Here is a 23,093-nt window from a genome sequence, read left to right on the forward strand (position 1 = left end):
CCGCGCTCCGCGCGGCAGCCGGTGACTCCGTCACCGGCGCGGCCAACTCCGTTGTCCGCGGCTCGAATCGCTTCGCGATTCGGCCTGCCGGAATTCGCTCCGCGATTTCCGGGTGAAAACCGCTCCGCGGCTTTCACTAAAAACAGCGGCAAAGGGCGCCACCGTGCGGGGTGTGACGCTACGTCAGGTAGGGACATACCAATACCTGATGTAGCGTCAGCTTATGCCGCAAACCCCCACAGCTGAAACATATTCGTACTGCCCCCATTGCGACCCCAAATCCACAATCAAATCCACCCATGCATCGTCCTGAGCCGTCACATCTCCAGCCGCCCAGGACCGGATAATGGCGTCCCACCGGCGAATGTTGAGACTGCGGTACTCCAGCACCCGCTGAAACCGTCGACCGCCACACTCGGACTAGCCGGGTGGGGTGACCGCTCCTGAAGGAGACCAAGTCCGGTGCCTGACGTGCCTGCTACCAGAAGCTTCTACATCAGTGGTGTTCGCGCAGCATCAAACGGGGGATGCAAAGTCCCTATCTTCTTCGAGTGATACGGGATCGTTGATCAAGCCTCCTTTGTGGCGTCCTCCACCGCCTCGAAAATGTCCGCGTCCGTTTCCTGTTGCCACCTAGGCAGCTCGGGCCAGTCCGCGACATAGCCAGGCTTGACGTCTTCGCCAAAGTGCTTGTACATCTGTGCAGTCCAGGCAGTGGCGACGAATCGGCTCTTCTGCTCACGCGACAGACGCGACGCGTTGCGATCCGAGTGGGCAAGGAGCTGGGCAACCTGGTCGAAGACGGCGCCGGCGGCAGCTCGCTCCCAGTCGGGGGTGTCCTGCCATGGCGTCACGTAGGACGGCTTCGGTTCGCCGTCGAAATGCTTGCGCACCCCTGCGATCCAAGCCTCGCGGAATACCTTCGCGCCCTCGATGTCGCTCACAACGCTCACCTTTCGCTTTTCGGTCAGACGGTCAGCACACGGATCCGGGCATCGAGTTCGGCGACCCTGCGGTCCCCGGACAGCGCCGTGCAGGCGGTGCGCAGGTCGCCGAGTCTACGAGCCACGTAACCGGATGAGGACTCGTGGCAAATCTTGAGGGCCTGATCGGCATAGGAGGTGAGCTGCTCGACGTCCCTGCGTTTGGCCCCGATTGCTGCCAGGTCGGTAAGCACGGCCGCCCGGCGCCGCAGAGAGAGGCCAGGTGCGAGTCCGTCGAGCCGCAGTGCGTCTTGGAGAGCTCGTTCGGCGAGGTCTAGGCGCTCAAGTCGTACGTACCGGGCGCCGCGTTCCTCCGCCAGGCGTGAGCCGTCGAAGCGCAGCCAGCCGCCGTTGCCCGAAACCGGGCCTGCGGTGACCTCCTGAGCCACGTCCAGCGCCCGTTCGCAGGAGGCCAGGTCCCCCAGTCCCGCGTGTGCTTCGGCCTGCACCGAGGCGACCCAGTGGCGTGTGGAGAGCTGCGGGTCGCCACGGCGTGCGATACGTTCAGCGGCGCTGAGCGTGGACACGGCTTGCGTGTATCGGTTTTCGTACAGGTCGACGTAGGCCAGGCGCGTGAGTCCGCACGCCCACAAGTCGTATGCCTTGGAGTCCTTAGCTGCTGAGGTGGCAAGGCTGTATGCGACTGCGGCGTCGGTGTACCGGTTCTGGTCGAAGGCCAGCTCCCCGGCGAGCTGGAACAGGTCTGCAGCCGCTGCGACGAGCGTGTGGTGGTGGCGGGTTTTGCCGTCGGCGAGGCAGTCGGCAAGCGCGGTTGTCTGGTCGTGTACAAGTGGATGCACAGCTGCCTTGGTGCGCGCCATCTGAAACACCTGCCAGAGGTGGTTGTTCATCGCAGCGAAGGTCCCCGCGTGGGCGTCTGTTGTCTCGCTGCCGTCGGCGGTAGCGTCGTCGCTCATCGCGGAGAGGGCGCTGGTCACGGCTACCAGGCGCAAAAATTCACGTCGGATCATGTCGTCGGATACCCCCGCACTGAAGACGCTCCCCTGCGTGACTGTCACTGGCTCTTGAGCAGCGCCGGTACGTGTCTCGGCGATCAGGACGTCCAGCTCGTGCAGTTCGACTTGCAGCAGCTTGGCCAGTCTGGGGCGCTGGCAGGGCTGGGGTAGCGCCTTGCCGCATTCCCACCGGCCGACCGTACGTCGGTCGACGTCCAGGTCTGCGGCCAGCGCTTCTTGACTGTATCCCAGCCGTTTACGCCGTTCGCCCAAGGTCATCGGCCAGGCCCTTCGTCATCCGACAGCGTCACTGGGGTGCTGTACCCGTAACGCGCAAAGGTGTCCCAAGGGTGTCCCACAGACGCCGTGGCCTGCAGCAACTCAGCACGGAAGGCTGAGTGTTGTTGAGGTCGGAGCAGTCCGGCAGTCGTGGTGAGGGAGCAGACGGTGACCGCAATGACCAGCGAGGAAAGAGAATTCCGACCGGCACAGACCGGACCGGCCGACCTGGCAGAGGTGGACAACGCGATCCGTCGTGCGGAGGTCCTGGCTGTCGCCGACCCCTCTAGCCTCCTGGCCGACGAGGTAGCCGTCGAACTCTGCGGTCACCTGACCCGATTGCTGGATCCGGCAGAGGCCCGGCTCGCCAGGTTCAGCGGCAGCAGCCTCGCCGCGCAGCGTGCCCGTGACGTTCTGGCAGGCTCCATCCGTCACGCGCAGGCCGTTTACGAGGACCAGCAGGCGGCGGCGTTCACCAACCCGGCCGCCCGTCTGTACCTCCTCGCGGGCGCCTGCCGAGTGCTCAAGAACGCAACGACGCTCTCGTGGTGACCTCCCTGGATTCGGCGCGCCGGCGCCGACTATAGGCCTGACTTCGCGCCGTACATCGGCAGCACCGGGTTGGAGCGCGAGGGTCAGGCCGTCGTCGACCTGGGATTCTAGTTGGGCGCGGAGGTGGTGGGCTACCCGCTGGCGTTGGAGTTTGGTTCTCGTCGTCATTGTGAGCTGGCCGCCGCTGATCTCGGGCCAGGACATCGGTGTCGGGTTGCGGAACGTATCGCTGGGCCGGTCGTCGTGTCTGGTCGGCGAGGCGTGCGCCGGGAGTGGGGGGTGGGGGCCGGGGGTGTCGGGTGTGGGGGTTGGTGGTGGGTGGGGGGACCGGCGTGCGCTTACACCTTCGGGTCATTGCGGACATATCTCAGGGGTGGGGTGGAAGTACCTCTGTGTGCCAACCGCTTTGTGGGGTGCGGCTGTTGGTGGCGGGCGTTGGTCGGGTGTCGTCTGGGGGTGGGTGTTTCCTCGGGGCGGTTCCGGCTGCGGCTCGGTGTATTCGGGTGTCTGTGAGGGGGCTTCGTCATGCCTGGTATGGGTTGCTGGACTTCGCTCCGGGGCTGCGCGGAGGTCTGGGGGGTGGGGGGATGAGGCTCGGGGTCAGGGTTCGGCTGCGGCAGGATCCCCTCGCGTACATCGAGGAGCTGAGCCGTGGCAGCACGGCCGAGGTGATGCGGCTGCCGTGGGGTGGCTGGTGTGTCCGCGACACGGAGTTGGCGCAGGTGTTGCTGCGTGATCCGGAGTTCAATGTGGGCGGGTCGGTGTTCTTCGGTGCGTTGCTGCCCGATCGTGGTGCGCAGGTGGAGGTGGGTCGTGCGGTGCGCGGTCTGCTGCGGGAGGGTGTGCCGTCCTGTCGTGCCGTGCTGGGTGAGGCGGTGGCGGGTTTGCCGGTGGTGAGCCGGTGGCCGGGGGCCGGTACGCGGTTGGTGTACCGGTGTCTGGCGGATGTGTTGCTGCATCCTGGTGCGCCGGAGGGTGTGCGTGGGTTGTTGCGGCAGGCGGCGCATGAGGGTGTGGCGGTGCGTGCGCCGTATGCGTGGCAGCGGGCTCGGGCGGAGGTGGTGCGGGCCCGGTTGGTGGGGGCTTTGGCCGAGGAGGTGCGGCGTCGGCGTCGGCGGCCTGTGGGTGAGCCGCGGGATCTGCTGGATGCGGTGCTCACGGTGTGTCCGCGGGCGGAGATGGCTGATCGGGCGGTGGCCGATCTGTATCTGATGATGTTCCGGGCGATCATGTCTCCGGTCAGTTCGTCGCTGGCGTGGTCGGTGCTGTTGGGGTGTCTGCATCACACGCGGGCCGCGCCGTGGCCGTGGCCCGTGGATCATGTGGTGCGTGAGGCGGTGCGGCACCGTCCGGTGCCGTGGATGCTGGGGCGTACTCTTCCGCGGGCCGTGGAGCTCGGCGGCACCGTTTTCGAGGCCGGTGAGCTGCTCTCCGTCTGTCCGTATCTGCTGCATCACGATGGGCGTCATTGGGATGCTCCCGATGTTTTTCGGCCCGAGCGTTGGGCGGAGAGCGGTGGCCATGGGCCGTATGTGCCGTTCGGGATGGGGCCGTTCAGCTGTGCCGGTGCGGCGGTGGCGCACACGCTGCTCACGGAGTCGCTGGCCGCTCTGACCGATCAGGCTTTTCTGACCGTTGCCGGTGGTGATGCGCGCGCGGTCATGTCGGAGGGCAATGCCCCGCGGCCGTTCGTCCTGCACCGCACCCCAGACCCCCCGTCCGCCCGCCAGTTGGGGAGGAGGTGATTGGTCATGGCTGCGACGATGCGACGCATCTTCACGAACAAGCCGGCCCGGCGCTGGTACTGGTACTGATGGATCAGGGGCGCTGTCGGCCTCGGCCCGGGCACCTTCGGTGTCCGGGCCTCGCCTTTGGCGGGGCCCTTGGTTGTTGTGTGTCCGGTGCCGGATGCGGTGCTTCCGGGGGGTCGTGGGGATGATGTGGCGCGTGAGTGATACTTCCCGTCGTAGTCTCCTTGGCGCCCTTGGGGCACTTACTGTTTCGGCTGCCGTTTCTCCGGCCGCTGTCGCCTCGTCCGCGGGGCGTGCCGCTCCGGGCTCGCCCGCTGCTGTGCCGCTCGCGTCGGGGGGTGTTGCCGGTGCTGCTTCTACGACTGGGCCGCGCTCGGCGATGACGTTCACGGGGGTGCCGTACGACACGGCGGCCTTCGCTCGTTCCTTTCTCGGGGAGCTGAGGGCGAGGGTGCTGCCGGGCACGCCGGTGCGTACGGAGGTGCGGCACGGGGATCAGCGGGTGGCCGTGCTGACCGAGGGGGCGCGCACCGTGGTGGTGTCCGGGCCCGAGCGGACGTTCACGGAGAACAAGCAGTCTTTTGCCGATGTGTTCGACCGGCTGGTTCCCGACCCGGCGCTGCTGCCCGCCAAGCGGTTGAAGCCCGGTTGGGGCTATTCGCCGGCCGGTGGCACCTGGAGTGTGCACGGGGGGACGGCCGGTGATGCCGATTTCGGTGTCCACACCAGGGGTGCGGCGACGATGGTCCTCAAGGACACGGAGGAGGGCCGCTATGCCACGTTGACGGATGACGGGATATCCGACGTCGACGTCATGTGTGAGGCCTCCTTGGACAAGGTGCCGGTGGGCAACGCCTGTTCTGTTGCTCTGCTCTTCGGGTATCGCAGTGGGAGCGCGCACTATCGGGCTCGGCTCTCCTTCACCACGAAGGGGGAGGTGGATCTGCGCGTGGAGAGGGTGGCGGACGGCAGGACGGTGGTGCTGGCCGAGGCGGGGCCGCTTGCCACGGGGGTGCGGGCCGGTGCCGTGTGGAAGATCCGGGTGCGGCGTACGGGGGTCAAGGCGCTGGTCACGGCGTGGCCTGCGGCCGGTGTGGAGCCCGGGGAGCCCATCGCGCAGGTGGAGGTCGCGGAGGCGGGGCGTCGTGGGCGGGTGGGGGTTCGCGGGTTTGCCTCTTCGGGCTGTACGAATCTGCCGGTCACTGTGGCCGTGCGTCGTTTTGAGGTGGCTGATGCCACGTGGGCGGCGCCGCCTTCGGTGACGCATCGCGACTGGGTGCGGCTTTTGGACGCGCCGTTCGACGGTGCGTGGACGCCGGCCGTTGAGGCCGTGGTGCGTGGCTGGGCCGGTTCGATGGCCCCGGACGTCTTCTCGTACGCGATGATGTTCCTGCCCGATGCCCCGCCTGTTGGGGGTGCGGATCCGCGGGTGGGGGGCGCGGACGTGCTGGGTGAGGCGGGGTATGGGAAGCCCGACAGTCAGGGGCTGTTGCCCGTCGGCGCGGACTTCCACGACTACATGCAGCAGCCGTGGGCCTTTCCCGACGAAACCCGGGAGCCGGAGGACAAGCAGGGCCGGCACCTGGACTGTTCGGGGTATGTGCGGATGGTCTACGGCTTTCATCTGGGCGTGGACATGGTGGCGGTGAAGGACCCGGCGAAGAAGGCGCTGCCGCGCAAGTCCGGTGCGATGGTGGACTTCGCGCCCGGTGTGCGTGTCGCCCAGCGGGCGGGCAGTGGTGGTTCCGGGGTGGATCTGGGGCAGTTGCAGCCGGGGGATCTGGTTCTGTTCGATGTCCATGACGTGGCGGGTGATCCGGATGATCCGGAGTCGTACGACGTCGATCACGTGGGCATCTATCTCGGCCTCGACCAGGAGGACAAGCGGCGTTTCCTCTCCAGCCGCAAGAGTGCTGACGGGCCGACCATGGCCGACATCTCGGGTGCGTCGGTTCTGGACGGGCCGGGGATCTACGCGGACTCCCTGCATACCGTCCACCGCATCTGACGGGGGCCTCTCTGCCCGGGAGGGGGCGGGCGGGTGTGGTCGCCGGTGCGGGTTCGCTGCCCGGGGGGGGGCGGGTCAGGTGCGGGCCTGGAGGAGGTAGGTGGCGGTCAGGGAGACTGCCGGGTCCTCATCGTGCGACAGCTGTACGAGGGCTTGTGCGGCTGTCGTTCCCGGGATGTCGGCCAGGGCCTGGGTCAGGCGGCCGCGGGCGGGGGGCTGTGTGGTGGGGTGGGCGAGGTGGTCGACGAGGCGGGTGGTGATCCGGTGGGCCGTCGCGGTGTCCTGGCCCGCCAGTTCGCTCAGGGCGTCGGCCGCGTCGGTGTCGTTCCGTCCCGCGACGATCATGTCGATGAGCGTCGGGATCGCTGTGGTCTCTCCGCGTGTCCCAAGGGCCAGGGCCGCTTGCCCGCGGACCTGCGGGTCGGGGTCGGTGAGGGCGTCGTGCAGGTGCGTGGTGGTCTGGTCCCCGGGCATTTTGGCGAGGGCCTGGACGGCGCGTCTGCGTACCGCGGGCAGGGGTGAGTCGAGGCCTTTGGCCAGGAGTGCCGGGGCGTCGTCGGGTGCCTGCGCCAGTGCCCAGCGCAGGGTGCCCGCGACGTTCGGCTGTGTTTCGCTCAGTGCCGCTTCGACCAGGGCCTCCACCGGCACGGGGGTTCCGTGGGCGGTGGAGAGGGCTGCGCGCTGGCGGGTGCCGGGGTTGTGCGATCCCAGGGCCTGCAGGAGCGCGATGACCTTGAGGACGTCCTGCCAGTCGGTGGGGTCGGCGGCGTCGATGCGGCGCAGGCGGGTGAGCAGTTCGGTCTCGGTGGCGATGCGGTCGTGTGTCTGGCGGATGAGGTCGCCGACGAGGGCCGCGGGGGTGAAGTCGGCGTCGTCCAGGGCGCGCCCGATGTCGCGCAGGGACAGGCCAAGGGAGCGCAGGCTTTCGATGTGGAAGATCCGCTGGATGTCTTTCGCGGAGTATTCGCGGTAGCCGGAGTCGGTGCGCTGGGATGGCTGGACCAGGCCGAGGGATTCGTAGTGCCTGAGCATGCGGGCGCTCACGCCGGACTGTTTTGCCACCTCACCGATCAGCACGGGCCTATTGTCCGTCCCGTGGGGTGCCCTGGGTGTCCTGGGCGGCGCCCGGTGCCTCCTGGCCGTTTTGTGGGGCGCCGGTGAGGGCCGCGGTGCGTTTGGCTTCCTCGATGGCCAGGGTGAATCCGGCGTCCGGGTCGTGCAGCAGTTGCCGGGTGGCGAGGGCGTGGGCTCGTACGTCGGCGTTCGGGGCCGTGGTCGCCTCGTGGAGGACCGGTTCGATGACCGCGCCGAGCGCGACCAGTGCCTGGCTGAGGCTCAGCTGTGTCTCGCGCTCGCCGCGTCCGAGCTGGGTGGCCAGGGTGGCGGCCAGGGCGGCTTCGTCGCCTTCGGGGACGAGGAGGACCGCGGCACGCCAGGCGCTGCGCGCGACCTCGTCGTCGGCGTCGGTCAGCAGGGCCTTGGTGATGGCCGGCCAGGACCGCGGGTCTGCGATCTTGGAGAGGGTGTGCAGGGCCTGGCTGCGTGCCTGGGCGTGCTCCGAGCTGAGTTCCCCGAGCAGTTCGGGCAGGGTCAGGTCCACGGGGTGGCGGGTGAGTGCCCAGGTCAGCATGTCGCGGACGAAGAACTCGGGCTCGGTCGCGCTTCGTTCGACGAGGTGGTCGACGTAGCGCGGGTCGGGGCTGGTGCCGGCTGCCAGGGCGGCTCGCAGGCGTACGGAGGAGTTGTTGTCCCGCAGGGCCTTGAGTGTCTGCTGGGACTGCCGGGACTGGGATGTCTGGGGTGTCTGGGGGGTTTGTGTCGGGTCCGGGCTCTGGGGTGTCGTGGTCATCGGTCCGCCTCTCTCTGGGAGGCAGTGGACACCTTGTCACTGTGGCAAGGTCAAGCGCGGGCGGCCGCCCGGCCGGTTCCGGGGTCGTGTGGGCCGTGCGGAAGCATGGCGGGGCCCGTTCGGGTGGTGAGGGGGTGCCGGGCCGTTACCCGGGTCTGCCGGCGCGGCAAGTGACATAGCGACAACACCCCGCATATTCCAGGAGGAATATTCTCATGCGTGTTCGCTCGACCATCCTCGCCGCCGTCCTGACCGCGTCCGTTGTGGCCATCGGGGCGGGCTCGGCCGTCGCCGACGACGACCACTACGCCCCGCACGACGGGCTGGGCTACAACCACAAGGGCTTCGAGGGCGAGTACGACAGCGTCGGCGGCCCGCTCGGCATCGTCTTCTCCCAGGCCAAGGGTTACGGCCACGAGGGCATGGGCCACGAGCCCGCCGCCCAGCGCTGACGTACGCGCTCGGGATCAGCACAGGCGCGGTGGCGAGGCGGGCTCGGCCCTCCTTGCCGCCGCGTTCTGTCATGGGCGGCCGGGGATCACACGGATGAGCGATTGCCTGCCGGTGGCCTCGCTCGTTGAGTGATCGCTGATCTTGTGCGGCGGCTGGGCCGCGGCAGGACGGCGTGGATCTCCGGAGCGTTCCGCTCCGGCGCGAGAACGAGAAGAGGAGAACGTTGTGCGTCGGATGAGTATGGCCCTGACCCTGGCCGTGGCTGCTGCCGGGCTCGGTGCGTCGGCAGTGACCGCCCAGGCGGCATCTGCACCTGAGCAGGGCCCGCCGTTCCCCTACCAGGACTGCCTCAAGGCGACCAAGGACAAGGGCGAGAGCCCTTCTCAGAGCCGGTGGCACTGTGACCAGTTGGTCGAGAAGGGTTGGGTCCGGCCGGCGAACCGCTGACCTGTCCTTCCCCCGGGGGGCGTCTTCGCCGGCGCCCCCCGGTGCCCGCCGGGGGCCCGCGAAGCCTCAGGCGGGCAGTTTCATGTCGATGATGAAGCTGATCTCCACGAGCTGGCCGGGGAAGGTCAGTTCGGTGACGCCCAGGGCCGTGGCGGCCGGGCGGTGGGTGCCGAAGTAGTCCAGGTTGCCCTTCATCGTGGCCGCGGCGTGCTGTTGCAGGTCCACCAGGTACAGGGTCTGCGAGACGATCTGGTTGCGGGTGGCGCCGTAGTGGGCCAGGACCTTGTCCATGGTGGCGTGGGTCTGCCGCAGCTGGGCGGTGAAGTCGCCCGGGTGCAGGAGTTCGCCCGCCTCACCGAACGCGAGCTGTCCCGAGACGTGGACGAGGTCGCCGGACTTGATCGCCTGTACGTAGCCGAAGTCGCTCTCGGCGGGCACGTCGTGGGTGAAGATGTCAGGGGTGGTCATGGTGGCCGTCCTTCCGGTCGCTCTCTTGTGGTTACTCGGGAACTGTAAGAGAGTGTGGGCTGACCTGGAAGAACGCACTTTTTAGTGACTGGGGAACCTGATGGTGACCAAGCAGCTCCTCAAGGGTCTGCCCGAGGACGCCGACCTGCGGCGCGCGGACTCCCTGGCGCGGGAGATCTTCTCCGACGTCGCCAACAAGTGGGCGCTCCTGATCATCGAGGCGCTCGGCGAACGCACCCTGCGCTTCGGCGAGTTGCGCGACGAGGTCGAGGGCGTCAGCCACAAGATGCTCACCCAGAACCTGCGCATGCTGGAGCGCAACGGCCTGGTCGACCGCACGGTGCACCCCACCGTGCCGCCGCGGGTCGAGTACACCCTCACCGGGCCGGGCCGGGACCTGCGCACCGCGGTCGACGCCCTCTGCGGATGGACCCACCAGCACCTGGCCCACATCGAGAGCGCGCGCGGCCGCTTCGGCACCTGAGAGGGCAGCTTGGTGGGGCGGCCGTGTTCCCCCGTGGCACGGCCGTCCCACCGGTATGAGGCCGGCCCCTCGCAGGGCCGGGATGGGGCTGATGCGGGCTGCTCGGGCTGCTGCGGGCTGCTCGCGGTTCAAGAGTGGCGCATTGGGGTGATCGAGGTCGACGTGTTTTGGGCTAGCCCGAATAACGACATCTTGATCAGGCTCTGCGCATGCCGCTGCGTCTCCACTTCACCGCCGCCGATCTGGCCCGTACCCGGCTGGCCGAGGGGCCCCGGCCGATGCTGGAGCTGGACATCGCCGTGCGGCTGCTGCAGGACGGCGCCCATGCCGCGCGGTTCGGGGCCTGGCGGCGCCACTCGCTGCGGCGGCTGGCGCCCGGCGTGCGGCGGCTGTTCGATCTGATTCCGCCGACCGGCTGGACCGTCGGCTTCCTGGACCATGCGGGGGCCGCCGGCATCGACGAGGCGGTGGAGCGGGTGCGCGCCACGCCCGCCGCCCGGATCGCCGCGGACATGGAGAGGTGGGCGGCGCGCATGCAGGGGCAGGCGGTGCCGGCGTGGACGCGGGCACTGGGCAGCGACCGGCGGTTGCTCGGCGAGCTCGCCGACGCCGTCGCCCTCGCGCACCGGGAGGTCGTCGCGCCCTATCAGGAGCACATGGACGTGCTCAGCCGCGCGGATCAGGCGCTGCGGGCCCGTCAGGTGGCCCACGGCGGGCTCGACATGCTGCTGTCGGGCCTCAACCCGTCCTGTATCCGGTGGGATTCACCGGTACTGGAGCTGACGACGGCATCCGGGTTCACCGGGGACATTCATCTCGCGGGCCGCGGACTGCTGTTGATTCCCTCGGTGTTCGGCGCGGTGTTTCCGGCCTTCGACGAAACCGCCGAGCCGCAGCCGTGGCTGACCTATCCCGTCGGTGTACGTGACACGGATCTATTTCTGGCGCCCGTGGAGACCGCCCGGGTACTGAGTGCGGTCCCCGATTCCCTGACGGCGCTGCTGGGGCATACGCGTGCCGTGGTGCTGTGGACCATTGCCGAGCATCCGGGCTGTACGACCAGTGAACTCGCCCGGCGTGCGGGGATCTCACCGGCGAGCGCGAGCCAGCACGCCACCGTGCTGCGCACCGCCGGCCTCTCCCACACCGTGCGGCACCGCAATACCGCTTTGCACACCGCTACTTACGCAGGGACCCATTTACTGAGTACCGCGGGGTGAGGGTGGTGCGCGGGTGGCTGAATGTGGAGGTCGGCCGGGCGGGAGCGGAGCGCCGGGGCCGGTGCGGGGGCGTGCGGGGGTGCGGGGCTCCGTCGGCTGCGCGGGTGGCCGGAGGTGTGCGGTGGGGAGGGGGCGCCTGAAGGGGCGTCGGGGCTGGTCCCGGGCGGCTCGAGGGGTCGCGGGGGCGCGGGTGGGGGGTGTGGGTGAGGTGGCTTGTGTCGGTCCGGTCCGGTGATCGCTGGTGGATTCTGTTGCCGGGGACCTTCTCCGGAAAAAACGGGCATAACGCAATTGCATGAAATCCCGGAGAGTTCTCTGTTCGTGGCGGAATCTCATGATACTCTCGCCGCGTTATGCGCTTCGGTCCGGGGGAGGAGAAGCAGCGTGATGATCGGAATGCCAGGGGAGGCAGCCCCTGGGGGGGAACTTCCTAAAGATCAGTTCTGCCGGCCCGTCGGGCCCGACCACTCGACCGAGGTTTCTGCTTCAATCATCAGGATTCCGATCGCCTTGCTCCGTGACGCGGATTCTCCTCGTCTCGCCGGTGTCGACCAGGATCATGTACGTACTCTGGCGGCCTGCACCGATAAACTTCCGCCGATCATCGTGCACCGCTCGACGATGAAGGTCATCGACGGAATGCACCGGCTGCACGTGGCGCGGCTGAACGGCGAGGAAACCATTGAGGTCCGCTACTTCGAGGGATCGAACAGGGAAGCGTTCCTCTTAGCCGTCGAACTGAACCTGAAGCACGGCCTTGCGCTGGCTCTCTCCGACCGCAAGAAGTCGGCGATGAAGATCCTGGAGAGTTTCCCCGAGTGGTCGGACCGGGCCGTCGCCATGAAGACCGGCCTTTCCGGCAAGACCGTCGGGGTACTGCGCCGTAAATTCGCGGGACAGATCGCCCAGGCCCCGCTGAGAGTCGGGCGGGACGGCCGCGTACGGCCGCTGAATTCCCACAAAGACCGCCAGAAGAGCGCCCACATTCTGCCCGCGGAGCCGGACATCGTCCTGCGGGAGGGCGCCGAGAGCGCCCAGCTGCCCGCGCCATCGTCCCGGGAGGCGCAGAAACGGTTGCGCAGCGCGGAGGAGGGGCCCCTGTCCGGCGCGGAGGCCCGCAGCCGGGCTCCGCACGGCCCCGAGGCGGCCCTCCCGCTCGTGGACCCCCTCGCCCAGCTCGAGTCGCTCAAGCGGGACCCCGCCCTGAAGTACAGCAACGACGGCCGGGAGATGATCCGCTGGCTCGAGGCCCGCATCATCCGCAAGAGCGACCCCGGCCTGGTCCTGCAGGCCCCCGCCCACCAGGCGAGGAAGATCGCCGCCCTGGCCCGGGCGTGCGCGGCGCAGTGGAACTGCATCGCCACGCGCATGGAGCTCCTGTGCGACGACTGCTCCAAGGCGTCCAACTGAGGAAATTCCGCAGTCGACCCCCACAGATCCGACCGGGGTCCGGGGCCTTGGGTCCGGGGTCCGGGCGGGCGGTGTGGGCGGCATCCCTCCGCGGGCAACGGGTGCCCCGCGGAGAGCTGCGGATGCCGCCGACGGCATCGCCGCTGTGCCCGCTCAGCTCGCGTAGCGGTCGAACGTGGAGGACGGCCGCGGGCCCGCGATCACGTCCAGTCGCGGGTCGACCGCGAGAATCGCCTGATGAAGCCGCTGCAACTGCGGCGACGGCTCCACCCCCAGGTCCTCGATCAGCCGGGCCCGCAGCCGCTGGTAGACGTCCAGGGCCGAGGCCTGGCGGCCCGAGCGGTACAGCGCCACCATCGCCTGCGAGTGCAGGCCCTCGTGCCGGGGGTGGCGGGCGGTCAGGTCGCTCAGCTCGGCCAGGAACTCGCAGTGCCGGCCCAGGCGCAGCTCGGCGTCGATGCGCCGCTCCAGGGTGACCAGGCGGCTCTCCTCCAGGCGGGTGGCCTCGATCTCCAGTACGCAGCCCATGCGCACGTCGACCAGCGCGGACCCGTCCCACAGGTCCAGGGCCCGCCCGAAGAGGGTGGCCGCCGCCCGGTCGTCGCCGCTGTCGAAGGCGCGCTGGCCGCCGGCCACCAGGCGCTCGTACTCGTGCACGTCGACCTGTTCGGGCGGGATCTGCAGGAGATAGCCGCCGTACCGGGTCACCAGGACGTCCTTGGCGCTGCCCGCCGCGTCCGGGCCCATGGCCGTGCCCAGGCGCCGGCGCAGCTGGAGGATGTAGGTCTGCAGGGTCGTCATGGCGCTGGCGGGCAGGTCGACCCCCCAGATCTCCTCCATGAGCGTCGAGATCGGCACGACCCTTCGCGGGTAGAGGGCCAAAAGCGCCAGGATCTGCCGGGGCTTGCTTGCGGTTGGCACAACATTCACACCGTTAACATCGGCACCAAGCGGGCCGAGGACCTTTACCCTCACAGATTCCTCCTAGAATCCGGCGGCTTCGCGTTTGCGAGCCGGCACCGAATCTGATCTGCAGCGCATGTCGCATGGCAGACTCCACAGCCTCTCTCTGCTAACCGATCCGTCAGGTGCGCCGGCCGCCGGAGCGGCCCCGGATCTGCAGATACTCCACCGCTTTTCAGGTATCCCTCTGATGTCACTTTCGCCGTTGTCCACCGATAACTCATGGGCCAGCGGAATTGTGTCGACTGATTGCCGGGTGCGGCAAGTGCTTCCCTCGGCGCCCCGAGGGGCCCGTGCGGGACGAAGCGGAGGTGATACCTCCGCCGTCCTTCCGTACATGAGGTCTCCCCTGCCGGGCGCACTTGTAATAAGGTCTGCGAGATTGTGATCTGTCACGCTGCGCCGGACGGGCCGATGTCCGGCACGGCGTCATGTCCGCATTCACGCATTCCTCCGGCCGTGGACTCACCGGCGGAGTTCTGATAAACGCGCGAGAGCGGTGGGAGCGGTCCGGGCCGCGCAATGCGCGGCCCTCTCCCATTTCCCCGGTGATCCAAAGATGGGGTGAACTGCGGGTGGCGGCGGGCTCCGCCGGGACGCGAGTCCTGGTTGAGCCCGCCTCCTGACCCCGTGGGGAGTGTGGGGGCGCACCGCCCGGCGGCGGTTGCCCTCCCGGTATGCCCTCCGCGACAAGGAGCACGCGACCATGCCCACAGGACCCCTGGCTCAGCACACCGCGGTGTGTCTGGTCGGAGCCGGCCCGCGCGGGTTCTCCGTGCTCGAGCGGATCTGCGCGCAGGAACGCAAGTCCCCGCTGTGGGACCGGGTGAGCGTGCACGTCGTGGATCCCGCGCCGCCCGGCGCGGGCCGGGTGTGGCGGCCCGCGCAGTCGCCGCACCTGCTGATGAACACCGTCGCCTCGCAGGTCACCGTCTACACCGACGACAGCGTCTGCATCCGCGGCCCGCTGGAGGAGGGGCCCAGCCTCTATGAGTGGGCCCGGGCGCTGGGCCGGGGCGCGCTGGCACCCGGCCCCGCCACCCCGTGCGAGGCGGACGTGCTGGGTGAGGCGCGGGCGCTGGGGCCGGACAGCTATCCCACCCGCGCCCTGTACGGGCGGTACCTGGCCTGGGCGTTCGCGCAGGCCGTGGCCGGCGCGCCGGCGCATGTGGTGATCCGCGTGCACCGGATACGGGCGGTGGCCCTCACCGATGAGGAGGGCACGGACGACCAGGGCACGGGGGCGCGCGGGGCTGCGGCGCAGACGGTGGTGCTGGAGGACGGCACGCGGCTTTCGGGGCTGTCCGCGGTGGTGCTCGCCCAGGGGCACGTGCCGGTGCGGCCCAGTGCGCAGGAGGCCGCGCTGGGCCAATTCGCCGGGCGGCACGGCCTGTTCTACGTCGCGCCGGCCAACCCCGCCGACGTGGACCTCTCCCCCATCGCGCCGGGCCAGGACGTGCTGCTGCGCGGCCTTGGCCTGAACTTCTTCGACTACATGTCGCTGCTCACCCAGGGCCGGGGCGGCCGGTTCGAGCGGGCCGGCCGGCGCCTGGTCTACCGGCCCTCGGGGCGCGAGCCGCGGCTGCACGCCGGGTCGCGGCGCGGTGTGCCGTACCACTCCCGGGGCGACAACGAGAAAGGCGCGTACGGCCGTTACCGGCCGCGGCTGCTCACCGCCGGGCACGTCGCGGCGCTGCGCGCGCCGGGGCGCGGCCCGCTGGGTTTTGGCGACGACCTGTGGCCGCTGATCTCCAAGGAGGTGCGGTGCGTCTACTACGAGGCGCTGCTGGCCGGGCGGGGCGAGGCGCCCGGGGCGGTGGCCTGTTTCGCGGCGGGTTTCCTGGCCGCGGCGCCGGGGCGGGCCGAGGAGCGGGTGCTGGCGGCCGCCGGGATCGGTGAGGAGGCGCGCTGGGACTGGGAGGCGCTCGCCCGCCCGTACGGCTCCCGTCTCTTCGCGGACTCGGCGGAGTTCGCCGCCTGGCTGCGCGGCCACCTCGAGCAGGACGTGGCGCAGGCGCGGCGCGGCAATGTGCGCGGGCCGCTGAAGGCCGCCCTCGACGTGCTGCGCGACCTGCGCAACGAGATCCGGCTGGCCGTGGACCACGGCGGGCTGAGCGGGGACTCGCACCGCACCGAGCTGGAGGGCTGGTACACGCCGCTCAACGCCTATCTGTCCATCGGGCCGCCCGCCGGGCGGGTGGAGGAGATGCTCGCGCTGATGGCGGCCGGGGTGCTGGAGGTGTCGCTGCCCGGCATCCGCGTCACCGCCGCCGAGGGCGGCCCTGGGGGCGAGGGGGCGGGGTTTGTGGGGACCTCGACGGTGGTGCCCGGCGCCCGGGTGCGCGCCGGTGCGCTGATCGAGGCCCGGCTGCCGGAGACGGACCTGCGCCGCACGGATGATCCGCTGCTGCGCCGCCTCCTCGCCTCGGGGCAGTGCCGCCCCTACCGCGTCCAGGACCACGAGACGGGCGGCCTGGCCGTCACCCGCTCCTTCCAGCTGCTGGACGCCGGCGGGAGGGCGCACCGGCGGCGTTTCGCCTACGGGGTGCCCACGGAGTCGGTGCACTGGGTGACGGCCGCGGGCATCCGGCCCGGCGTCGGGTCGGTGACGCTGGAGGACTCCGACGCCATCGCGGGGGCGGTCCTGGCCCTGCCCGCCCCCGCCCCCGCCCCCGCCCCTGCCCCCGCCCGCACGGCGCCGGTTCCTGGGCCCGGGCCCGGGCCCGGCGGCGGGGCGGGCGTTTCGGAACGTGAAGAGGTGCAGCCGTGACGACGAACTCCGGGGATTTCGTGGCAGCCGCTCCCCCGCCCGTGGCGGCCGCTCCCCCGGTGCAGCCGGATGCGGGGCTGCTGTCGCCGGTGCGGGTGGGCACCGCCGTGGAGGCCGCGGTCGGTGACAGGGCCTGGCTGCAGGCCCTGCTGGACGCGGAGGCGGCGCTCGCCCGGGCCCAGGCGCGCACGGGCACGGTTCCTGCCGCGGCGGCCGCGGCGATCACCGCGGCCGCCCGCGCCGAGCACTTCGACGTGCGGGAGGTGGCGCTGGCCGCCCGGTCGACGGCCAATCCGGTGGTCGGGCTGGTGGCCGCGCTGACCCGCGTGGTCGCCCGTACGGCGCCGGAGGCGGCCGAGTACGTGCACCGCGGCTCCACCAGCCAGGACGTCTTCGACACCGGGGCGATGCTGGTGGCCGCGCGCGCCCTGCGGCTGATCGTCGCGGACCTGCGGGCGACGGCTGTGTCCCTGGCCGCGCTGGCCGGCGCCCACCGCGACACGGTGATGGCCGGGCGGACCCTGGCCCTGCACGCCGTGCCCACCACGTTCGGCCTCAAGGCGGCCGGCTGGCGCCACCTGGTACTGGAGGCCGTCGCACGCCTGGAGCGTGTCGCGGAGGAGTCCCTGGTCATCTCGCTGGGCGGGGCGGCCGGCACGCTGGCCGGCTACCTGCAGTACGCCGAGCAGGCCTCGGGGCGGGACGCCGGGCAGGCCCCGGGACAGGAAGCCGCGCAGGTTCCGCAGGAGTACGCCGGGCAGGCCCCGCGGCAGGCCCGGCAGCAAGAGGCCGGGCAAGCGACGCGGCAGGAGGCCGAGCAGACCCCGCAGCAGGCCCAGCAGCAGGAATCCGGGCAAGCGACGCAGCAGACCCCGCGGCAGTACACCCAGCAAACCCCGCGGCAGGCCCGGCCGCAGGAGACCGGGCAGGCCCCAGGGCAGGGGCAGAAGGTGGAACAGGGCCCGGGGCAAGAGGCCACGCAGGACCCGCAGCAGAACGCCGAGCAGGCCCCAGGCCAAGAGGCCACGCAGGACCCGCAGCAGAACGCCGAGCAGGCCCCAGGCCAAGAGGCCACGCAGGACCCGCAGCAGAACGCCGAGCAGGCCCCAGGCGGTGGGGTGGGGTGGGGTGTCGGGGAGAGGGTGGAGCTTTTGGGGGAGGCGTTTGCCGGTGAGACCGGGCTGGCCCGGCCGGTGTTGCCCTGGCATGCGCTGCGCACGCCCGTCACCGATCTGGGGGCCGCCCTGGCGCACACCGCGGGCGCCCTGGGCAAGATGGCGGCGGACGTGCAGGTCCTGGCCCGCACCGAGATCGGCGAGGTCGCCGAGCCCGCCCCCGAGGGACGCGGCGCCTCCTCGGCGATGCCCCACAAACGCAACCCCGTCCTGGCCACCCTGATCCGTTCGGCCGCCGTCCAGGTGCCCGCGCTCGCCTCGGTCCTGGCGCAGTGCCTGCCCACCGAGGACGAGCGCTCGGCGGGGCTGTGGCACGCCGAGTGGCAGCCGCTGCGCGAGTGCCTGCGGCTGACCGGCGGCGCCGCCCACGCGGCCGCCGAACTGGCCGCCGGACTGGTGGTGCGGCCCGAACGGATGCGCGCCAACCTCGAATTGACGGCTGGTCAGGTCGTTTCCGAGCGGCTGGCCGCGTACCTGGCGCCCCGGCTCGGCAGGAGCGCCGCCAGGGAGCTGCTCTCCCGTGCTTCGCAGCAGGCGCAGGCCACTGGGCGGCCGCTGGGGCAGGTCCTGGCTCAACTGCCCGCCCTGGCCGGGGTAGTGAGCGGCGAGGAGCTGGCGCGGCTGCTCGATCCGCGGCGTTACACCGGGGCTGCGGGGGTGCTGGTGGACCGTGCGCTGCGGGAGTGAGCCCCCCCCCGGGCCTTAGTCCTCCGCTCTCTGCCCTCCCGTTCTCTTCTTTCCCCCTCCCCCGCTTTCCGCTCCCTTGTCTCTCGTCGCCGTTTTTGTCCGCAAATGTCCAGCACTCAGCCGGAGGAATGTCATGCCGCCACTGCCGCCCGCCCGTGTCGTCCGTGCCGTCGAGAGCGTGCGTGCCGCGCTGCAGAGCCTGACGCGCAAACTCGCTCCCCCGCCGTTCGCGCTGCTCGAGCTCGTCCAGGGCGCCATGGTCAGCCAGGCGATCTACGTGGCCGCCGAACTGCGCATCGCCGAGACCCTCCAGGACGGGCCGCTCACCCCCGGGCAGATCGCGGAGCGGGCCGGGGCGGACGCCGACGCGGTGCACCGCCTGCTGCGCCTCCTTGCGACCTACGGCATCTTCACCGAGCGCAAGGACGGGCGGTTCGCGCTGACCCCGATGGCGCGGGCCCTGATCGAGGACGCCCCGATGTCCATGTACGGGATCGCCCGGCTGATGGGCCACCCCATCCACTGGGAGGACTGGGGGCACCTGGTCGACGCGGTGCGCACCGGTGAGCCGAGCCTGCCCAAACTGCGCGGCATGGGTGCCTTCGAGTACCTGGAGGCCAACGCCGAGTACGGGGCTGTCTTCACCGCGGGGATGGGGGCGATGTCGGGCACGGAGACCGAACCCCTGCTGGCCGCCTACGACTTCGCCCGCTTCGGCACCGTCGTCGACTTCTGCGGCGGCCGCGGCGACCTGCTGGCCGGGGTGCTGAAGAAGACGCCGAACGCGCGCGGGATCCTCTCCGACCCCCGCGTGGGCACCAACGGCGCCGCCGGCTTCCTGGCCGAGCAGGGCCTCTCGCAGCGGTGCACGATCGCCGACGGCGGGCTGTTCGACGCGGTGCCGGCCGGCGGGGACGCGTACATCCTCAAGCACATCCTGCACGACTGGCCCGAGCCGCAGGCCCTGGAGATCCTGCGCAACGTCCGCAAGGCGATGAACCCCGGCGGGCGGCTCCTGGTGATGGAGATGGTGGTGCCCGACAAGGTCAACGGCCCGCACTCGGGCAAGCTGGTCGACCTGTGGCTGATGCTGCTGGTCGGCGGCAAGGAACGCACCCGCGCCCAGTACGCCGACCTGCTCGGCAAGGCCGGTTTCCGGCTGGAGCGGGTGGTGCAGACCCCGGCGGCGATCTCCGTCGTCGAGGCGAGCGCGCACTGAGCCCACCTCCGGCCGCCACCCGGTGCCCCCTTCCGGCGCCGCACCTCCTGCCCCGGAAGTCGGGGCAGGAGGTGCGGCGCCGGATCTTTGTGTCAGGTGTCCTGCTTTTGCTGGGGGGGCTTGCCGGTGGCGCGCAGGGGGACCTCGCGGACCCCGAGCGCGGCCGCCAGCGCCAGGCCCGCGGCCACTGACGCCAGCACGAACGCGCCCTGCACGCCCTGGGCGACGGCGCTGCGGTAGACGGCGCGCACCGGGGCGCTGAGGCGGTGCATGCTCTCGGCGTCCAGGCGGGTGCGGTGCAGGGCCGTGCCGTGGGTGTGCGCGCTCATCACGTCGCGGACGCGGTGGTTGAACAAGGTGCCCATGACGGCGACGCCGACCGACTGGCCCAGCGTGCGGAAGAGGGTCATCGCGGCGGAGGCGACACCGACCTCGTGGGCGCCGACGCTGTTCTGGGCGACGGTCATCACGTTCTGGCCCAGAAAGCCCATGCCGGCCCCCAGCAGGGCCATGAACAGGGCGGCGGAGAGGCGTGAGGTGCCGGTGCCCACATGCGAGAGCAGCAGGGTGCCGGTGAGCATCGCGGCCGAGCCGGTGACCTGCAGGATTTTGTAGCGGCCGGTGCGGGCGACGGTGCGGCCCGACAGCTGGGAGGCCAGGACCAGGGCGCCGAGCATCGGCAGCAGCAGCAGACCCGAGCCGGTCGCCGAGACGCCGTGCACGGCCTGCTGGTAGAGCGGCAGGTACAGGACGGCGCCGAACATCACGAAGCCGTTGGTGAAGCTCAGGGCGGCCATCAGGCAGAAGTTGGGCTCGCCGAACAGGTGCGGGGGCAGCACCGGTTCCAGCGCGCGGGACTGGGCGTGGACGAAGCCGGCCAGGGCCGCGGCGGACAGGACGGACAGCGTCACGATCGTCGCCGAGTTCCAGGCGTGTTCGACGCCGCCCCAGGTGACCACCAGCACGAACGAGACGATGCACACGACCAGCAGCAGCGCGCCCACGTAGTCGATGTGGGCCTTTCTGCGCCGGCCGGTCACCCGCACCAGGCGGGCGATCAGGACCAGCGACAGCAGCCCGAGGGGCAGGTTGAACCAGAACGCCCAGCGCCAGCCGGCCGAGTCGGTGAGGGAGCCGCCGATCAGCGGGCCTGCGGTCATGGAGAACACCATGACGCTGGTGATCATGCCCTGGTAGCGGCCGCGTTCGCGCGGTGGGATCAGCTCGCCGATGACCGCCATGACACCGACTGCGAGGCCTCCCCCGCCAAGTCCCTGCACGGTGCGCGCGGCGATCAGCTCGGCCATGTCCTGGGCCAGGCCGCACAGCAGTGACCCGGTCAGGAACACCGACATCGCCACGACGAGCCACCGCTTGCGCCCGTACATGTCGCCGAGCTTGCCCCAGACGGGGATGGAGGCCGCGGCGGCCAGCGTGTAGGAGGTCACCGCCCAGGACAGGTAGGCGGTGCCGCCCAGTTCGCCGGCGATGGTCGGCATGGATGTCGCCACGATGGTGGAGCCCAGCGAGGAGGGCAGCATCGCGAGCAGCAGGGGGATCAGCGCGAGACGTATGCTGCGCGGCCCCGGGTCGCGCCGTGTCCCTGGGGCCTGGCCCGTCGGCGCGTCCACGGGCTCCTCCTGGTGGCCGGTGTGCCTCATCTGATGTGCATCGTGGCCATCATGCCCCGCACACCGTGCTCGAACATGTGGCAGTGGTAGAGGTATCGGCCGCGGTAGCTGTCGAAGACGGCCTGCAGGCGCACGGTTTCGCCGGGGGCGAGGTGGACGGTGTCCTTCAGGCCGCTCTCCTCCGGCCCCGGGGGCCGGCCCGCGCGCTCCAGGACGCGGAACTGCACCAGGTGCAGGTGGAAGTTGTGCTCGGCGCGGGCGTTGGCGTTGGTGACCGTCCAGACCTCGCTGGTGTTGAACTTGATGCGGGCATCGACGCGTTGGGGGTCGTACTCCTTCTCGTCGATGTAGGCGCCGGGGTGTTCGCCGCCCTCGTCCATGCGCAGCACCACCGTCCGCTCGGTGTCGGGGCGGGGCAGGGGCGGCAGGGTGCGCAGCCGCTCGGGTATGCGGCTGGGGTCGTGGGCGGTGCGCACCACGTCGAAGCGGAGTACCTCGCCGATCTGTTCGGCGGGTCCGGTGCCGGTGGTGTTGGTCAGGACGACGCCGGTGCCCACCGGGTAGCGGGAGAAGTCGACGACGACGTCGGCGCGTTCGCCGGCGGACAGGGCGATGCGGTCGGTGGTGTGGGGGGCGGTGAGCAGGCCGCCGTCGGAGCCGATCTGGGTGATCGGGCTGTTGTCGGCCAGGCGCAGTTCGAAGCGGCGCTGGTTGGAGGCGTTGAGCAGGCGCAGCCGGTACTTGCGGGCGGCGACCTGGAAGTAGGGGTAGGGCACGCCGTTGGCCAGGAGGGTGTTGCGGGCGCGGTCGCCCATGGCGTAGGCGAGCTGGTTGTTGTCGTCGAAGCGGGCGTCGCGCAGGGCGATGACGACTTCGTAGCGCCCCCTGGGCAGGGGCAGGGCGCGTTCGGTGGCGTCGGTGAGCAGGTAGGAGCCGGACAGGCCGCGGTAGACGTTCTCCGCTTCGAGGTGGTGGGCGTGGTCGTGGAACCACAGCGGGGCGTGCGGCTGGCGGTTGGGGTAGTGGTAGACGCGGTCCGTGCCGGGTTCGATGACGTCCATGGGGTCGCCGTCGCTGTCGGGGGGCACCGCGGCGCCGTGCAGGTGGACGGCGGTGGGCACGGTGAGGCGGTTGCGCTGGCGGATGATGACGGGGTGGTGGGAGCGGGCCCGGATGACGGGTCCGGGGAAGTGGCCGTCGTAGGTGAGGACGTCGGTGGACGGGCCGCCGGGCAGGATCTGGGCGCGGGCGGGCTGCATCGTCATCACGTACACGTCGGATTTCCCGGTGCGGCCCGTCGGCTTCTTCTCGGGCAGCAGGGGCATGGGGCGCCGGAACTTCTCAGGCGCCGCGGCCGGGGCCGCGGGGGTGTTGGCGGTGGTGGTGGTGGCGGGGCGGGCGCGGGCGGCGAGCAGCGGGGTGAGGCCGGCGCCGGTGAGCGCCGCCCCGCCGGTGGCGAGGGTGACGCTCAGGGCACTGCGTCGGTTGATCATGGTTGCTCCAGGGCTGGTCGGCGCCGCTGCCGGGTGCGGCAGGAGGGTGGGCGCGGGTGCGGGTGCGGGTGCGGGTGCGGGTGCGGGTGCGGGTGCGGGTGCGGCGGGAGGGTGGGTGCGCGGGCTCGGTGCGAGTGCGGCGGGCTCGGTGCGGGTGCACATGCGGGTGCGGCGGGCTTGCGTGGCGCGGTGCGGGTGCGGGTGCGGCGGGCTCGGTGCGGGTGCACATGCGGGTGCGGCGGGCTTGCGTGGCGCGGTGTGGGTGCGGTGTGCGCACGTGGTGCGGTGTGGGTGT

At 70.8% G+C, this 23,093-nt stretch carries 19 protein-coding genes and 1 pseudogene; 11 read left to right on the forward strand and 9 right to left on the reverse strand.

Annotated elements, in window-relative coordinates; genetic code table 11:
• Positions 1–216 precede the first annotated feature (216 nt).
• The 3 genes and pseudogenes from DEJ49_RS36220 to DEJ49_RS00015 all read right to left on the reverse strand — a co-directional run.
• Positions 217–396: pseudogene (locus DEJ49_RS36220) on the reverse strand (transcriptional regulator); the annotation flags it as partial.
• A 173-nt stretch (positions 397–569) separates the two neighbouring features.
• On the reverse strand, positions 570–944 hold the full coding sequence (locus tag DEJ49_RS00010) for a hypothetical protein (RefSeq protein WP_150181743.1): 375 nt from the start codon (positions 942–944) through the stop codon (positions 570–572).
• A 23-nt stretch (positions 945–967) separates the two neighbouring features.
• Complete coding sequence (locus DEJ49_RS00015; RefSeq protein ID WP_150181744.1) at positions 968–2,218, reverse strand: helix-turn-helix transcriptional regulator; 1,251 nt, start codon at positions 2,216–2,218, stop codon at positions 968–970.
• A gap of 168 nt (positions 2,219–2,386) precedes the next feature.
• Between DEJ49_RS00015 and DEJ49_RS00020 the strand changes: the two genes are divergently transcribed.
• The 3 genes from DEJ49_RS00020 to DEJ49_RS00030 all read left to right on the forward strand — a co-directional run bounded on the left by DEJ49_RS00020 (position 2,387) and on the right by DEJ49_RS00030 (position 6,529).
• Positions 2,387–2,770, forward strand: a complete 384-nt coding sequence (locus DEJ49_RS00020) for a hypothetical protein (protein ID WP_150181745.1) — start codon at positions 2,387–2,389, stop codon at positions 2,768–2,770.
• 587 nt (positions 2,771–3,357) lie between these two features.
• Complete coding sequence (locus DEJ49_RS00025) at positions 3,358–4,515, forward strand: cytochrome P450 (protein WP_150181746.1); 1,158 nt, start codon at positions 3,358–3,360, stop codon at positions 4,513–4,515.
• 400 nt (positions 4,516–4,915) lie between these two features.
• Positions 4,916–6,529 carry an NlpC/P60 family protein gene (locus tag DEJ49_RS00030; protein WP_223832656.1) on the forward strand — a complete coding sequence of 538 codons (1,614 nt, stop codon included), beginning with the start codon at positions 4,916–4,918 and terminating at the stop codon, positions 6,527–6,529.
• Positions 6,530–6,604: 75 nt separating this feature from the next.
• On the opposite strand, the gene DEJ49_RS00035 is transcribed toward DEJ49_RS00030, so the two are convergent.
• Together DEJ49_RS00035 and DEJ49_RS00040 are read right to left on the reverse strand one after the other, a co-directional pair.
• Complete coding sequence (locus DEJ49_RS00035; protein WP_150181748.1) at positions 6,605–7,606, reverse strand: HEAT repeat domain-containing protein; 1,002 nt, start codon at positions 7,604–7,606, stop codon at positions 6,605–6,607.
• Between the two features lie 4 nt (positions 7,607–7,610).
• Positions 7,611–8,378 (reverse strand): HEAT repeat domain-containing protein, encoded by a 768-nt coding sequence (locus DEJ49_RS00040; protein WP_150181749.1) that lies wholly within the window; start codon positions 8,376–8,378, stop codon positions 7,611–7,613.
• 215 nt (positions 8,379–8,593) lie between these two features.
• Here DEJ49_RS00040 and DEJ49_RS00045 point away from each other — a divergent pair, with 215 nt between their 5' ends.
• Entirely contained in the window at positions 8,594–8,830 is a 237-nt protein-coding gene (locus tag DEJ49_RS00045; RefSeq protein WP_150181750.1) for a hypothetical protein, read from the forward strand.
• Between the two features lie 226 nt (positions 8,831–9,056).
• A complete protein-coding gene (locus tag DEJ49_RS00050) occupies positions 9,057–9,278 on the forward strand; it encodes a hypothetical protein (protein WP_150181751.1) in 222 nt (73 codons plus the stop codon).
• 66 nt (positions 9,279–9,344) lie between these two features.
• On the opposite strand, the gene DEJ49_RS00055 is transcribed toward DEJ49_RS00050, so the two are convergent.
• Positions 9,345–9,746 (reverse strand): RidA family protein, encoded by a 402-nt coding sequence (locus DEJ49_RS00055; protein ID WP_150181752.1) that lies wholly within the window; start codon positions 9,744–9,746, stop codon positions 9,345–9,347.
• Positions 9,747–9,846: 100 nt separating this feature from the next.
• On the opposite strand from DEJ49_RS00055, the gene DEJ49_RS00060 reads away from it, so the two are divergent.
• The 3 genes from DEJ49_RS00060 to DEJ49_RS00070 all read left to right on the forward strand — a co-directional run bounded on the left by DEJ49_RS00060 (position 9,847) and on the right by DEJ49_RS00070 (position 12,860).
• A complete protein-coding gene (locus DEJ49_RS00060; RefSeq protein ID WP_150181753.1) occupies positions 9,847–10,230 on the forward strand; it encodes a winged helix-turn-helix transcriptional regulator in 384 nt (127 codons plus the stop codon).
• A 209-nt stretch (positions 10,231–10,439) separates the two neighbouring features.
• Complete coding sequence (locus DEJ49_RS00065) at positions 10,440–11,450, forward strand: winged helix-turn-helix domain-containing protein (RefSeq protein WP_150181754.1); 1,011 nt, start codon at positions 10,440–10,442, stop codon at positions 11,448–11,450.
• A 396-nt stretch (positions 11,451–11,846) separates the two neighbouring features.
• Positions 11,847–12,860, forward strand: a complete 1,014-nt coding sequence (locus tag DEJ49_RS00070; RefSeq protein ID WP_223833143.1) for a ParB/RepB/Spo0J family partition protein — start codon at positions 11,847–11,849, stop codon at positions 12,858–12,860.
• Between the two features lie 153 nt (positions 12,861–13,013).
• Here DEJ49_RS00070 and DEJ49_RS00075 read toward each other — a convergent pair whose 3' ends face one another.
• Positions 13,014–13,835 (reverse strand): AfsR/SARP family transcriptional regulator, encoded by an 822-nt coding sequence (locus DEJ49_RS00075; RefSeq protein ID WP_150181756.1) that lies wholly within the window; start codon positions 13,833–13,835, stop codon positions 13,014–13,016.
• A 694-nt stretch (positions 13,836–14,529) separates the two neighbouring features.
• Between DEJ49_RS00075 and DEJ49_RS00080 the strand changes: the two genes are divergently transcribed.
• The 3 genes from DEJ49_RS00080 (at position 14,530) to DEJ49_RS00090 (ending at position 19,674) form a co-directional block, all read left to right on the forward strand.
• The gene (locus DEJ49_RS00080) at positions 14,530–16,593 is read left to right on the forward strand and encodes an FAD/NAD(P)-binding protein (protein ID WP_150181757.1); all 2,064 of its coding nucleotides are present in this window, start codon (positions 14,530–14,532) and stop codon (positions 16,591–16,593) included.
• On the forward strand, positions 16,590–18,455 hold the full coding sequence (locus DEJ49_RS36830; RefSeq protein WP_223832657.1) for a lyase family protein: 1,866 nt from the start codon (positions 16,590–16,592) through the stop codon (positions 18,453–18,455). Before DEJ49_RS00080 ends, DEJ49_RS36830 begins: the two co-directional genes overlap by 4 nt.
• Before the next feature lie 133 nt (positions 18,456–18,588).
• Complete coding sequence (locus DEJ49_RS00090) at positions 18,589–19,674, forward strand: methyltransferase (RefSeq protein ID WP_150181758.1); 1,086 nt, start codon at positions 18,589–18,591, stop codon at positions 19,672–19,674.
• A 92-nt stretch (positions 19,675–19,766) separates the two neighbouring features.
• Here DEJ49_RS00090 and DEJ49_RS00095 read toward each other — a convergent pair whose 3' ends face one another.
• Positions 19,767–21,335 carry an MDR family MFS transporter gene (locus DEJ49_RS00095; protein ID WP_150181759.1) on the reverse strand — a complete coding sequence of 523 codons (1,569 nt, stop codon included), beginning with the start codon at positions 21,333–21,335 and terminating at the stop codon, positions 19,767–19,769.
• Positions 21,332–22,798, reverse strand: coding sequence for a multicopper oxidase family protein (locus DEJ49_RS00100; RefSeq protein ID WP_150181760.1), 1,467 nt, complete (start codon positions 22,796–22,798; stop codon positions 21,332–21,334). The genes DEJ49_RS00095 and DEJ49_RS00100 overlap by 4 nt, the downstream gene beginning before the upstream one ends.
• Between the last annotated feature and the right edge of the window lie 295 nt (positions 22,799–23,093).

Origin of the sequence: Streptomyces venezuelae, from assembly GCF_008642335.1 — a bacterium.
GTDB lineage: Bacteria > Actinomycetota > Actinomycetes > Streptomycetales > Streptomycetaceae > Streptomyces > Streptomyces venezuelae_F.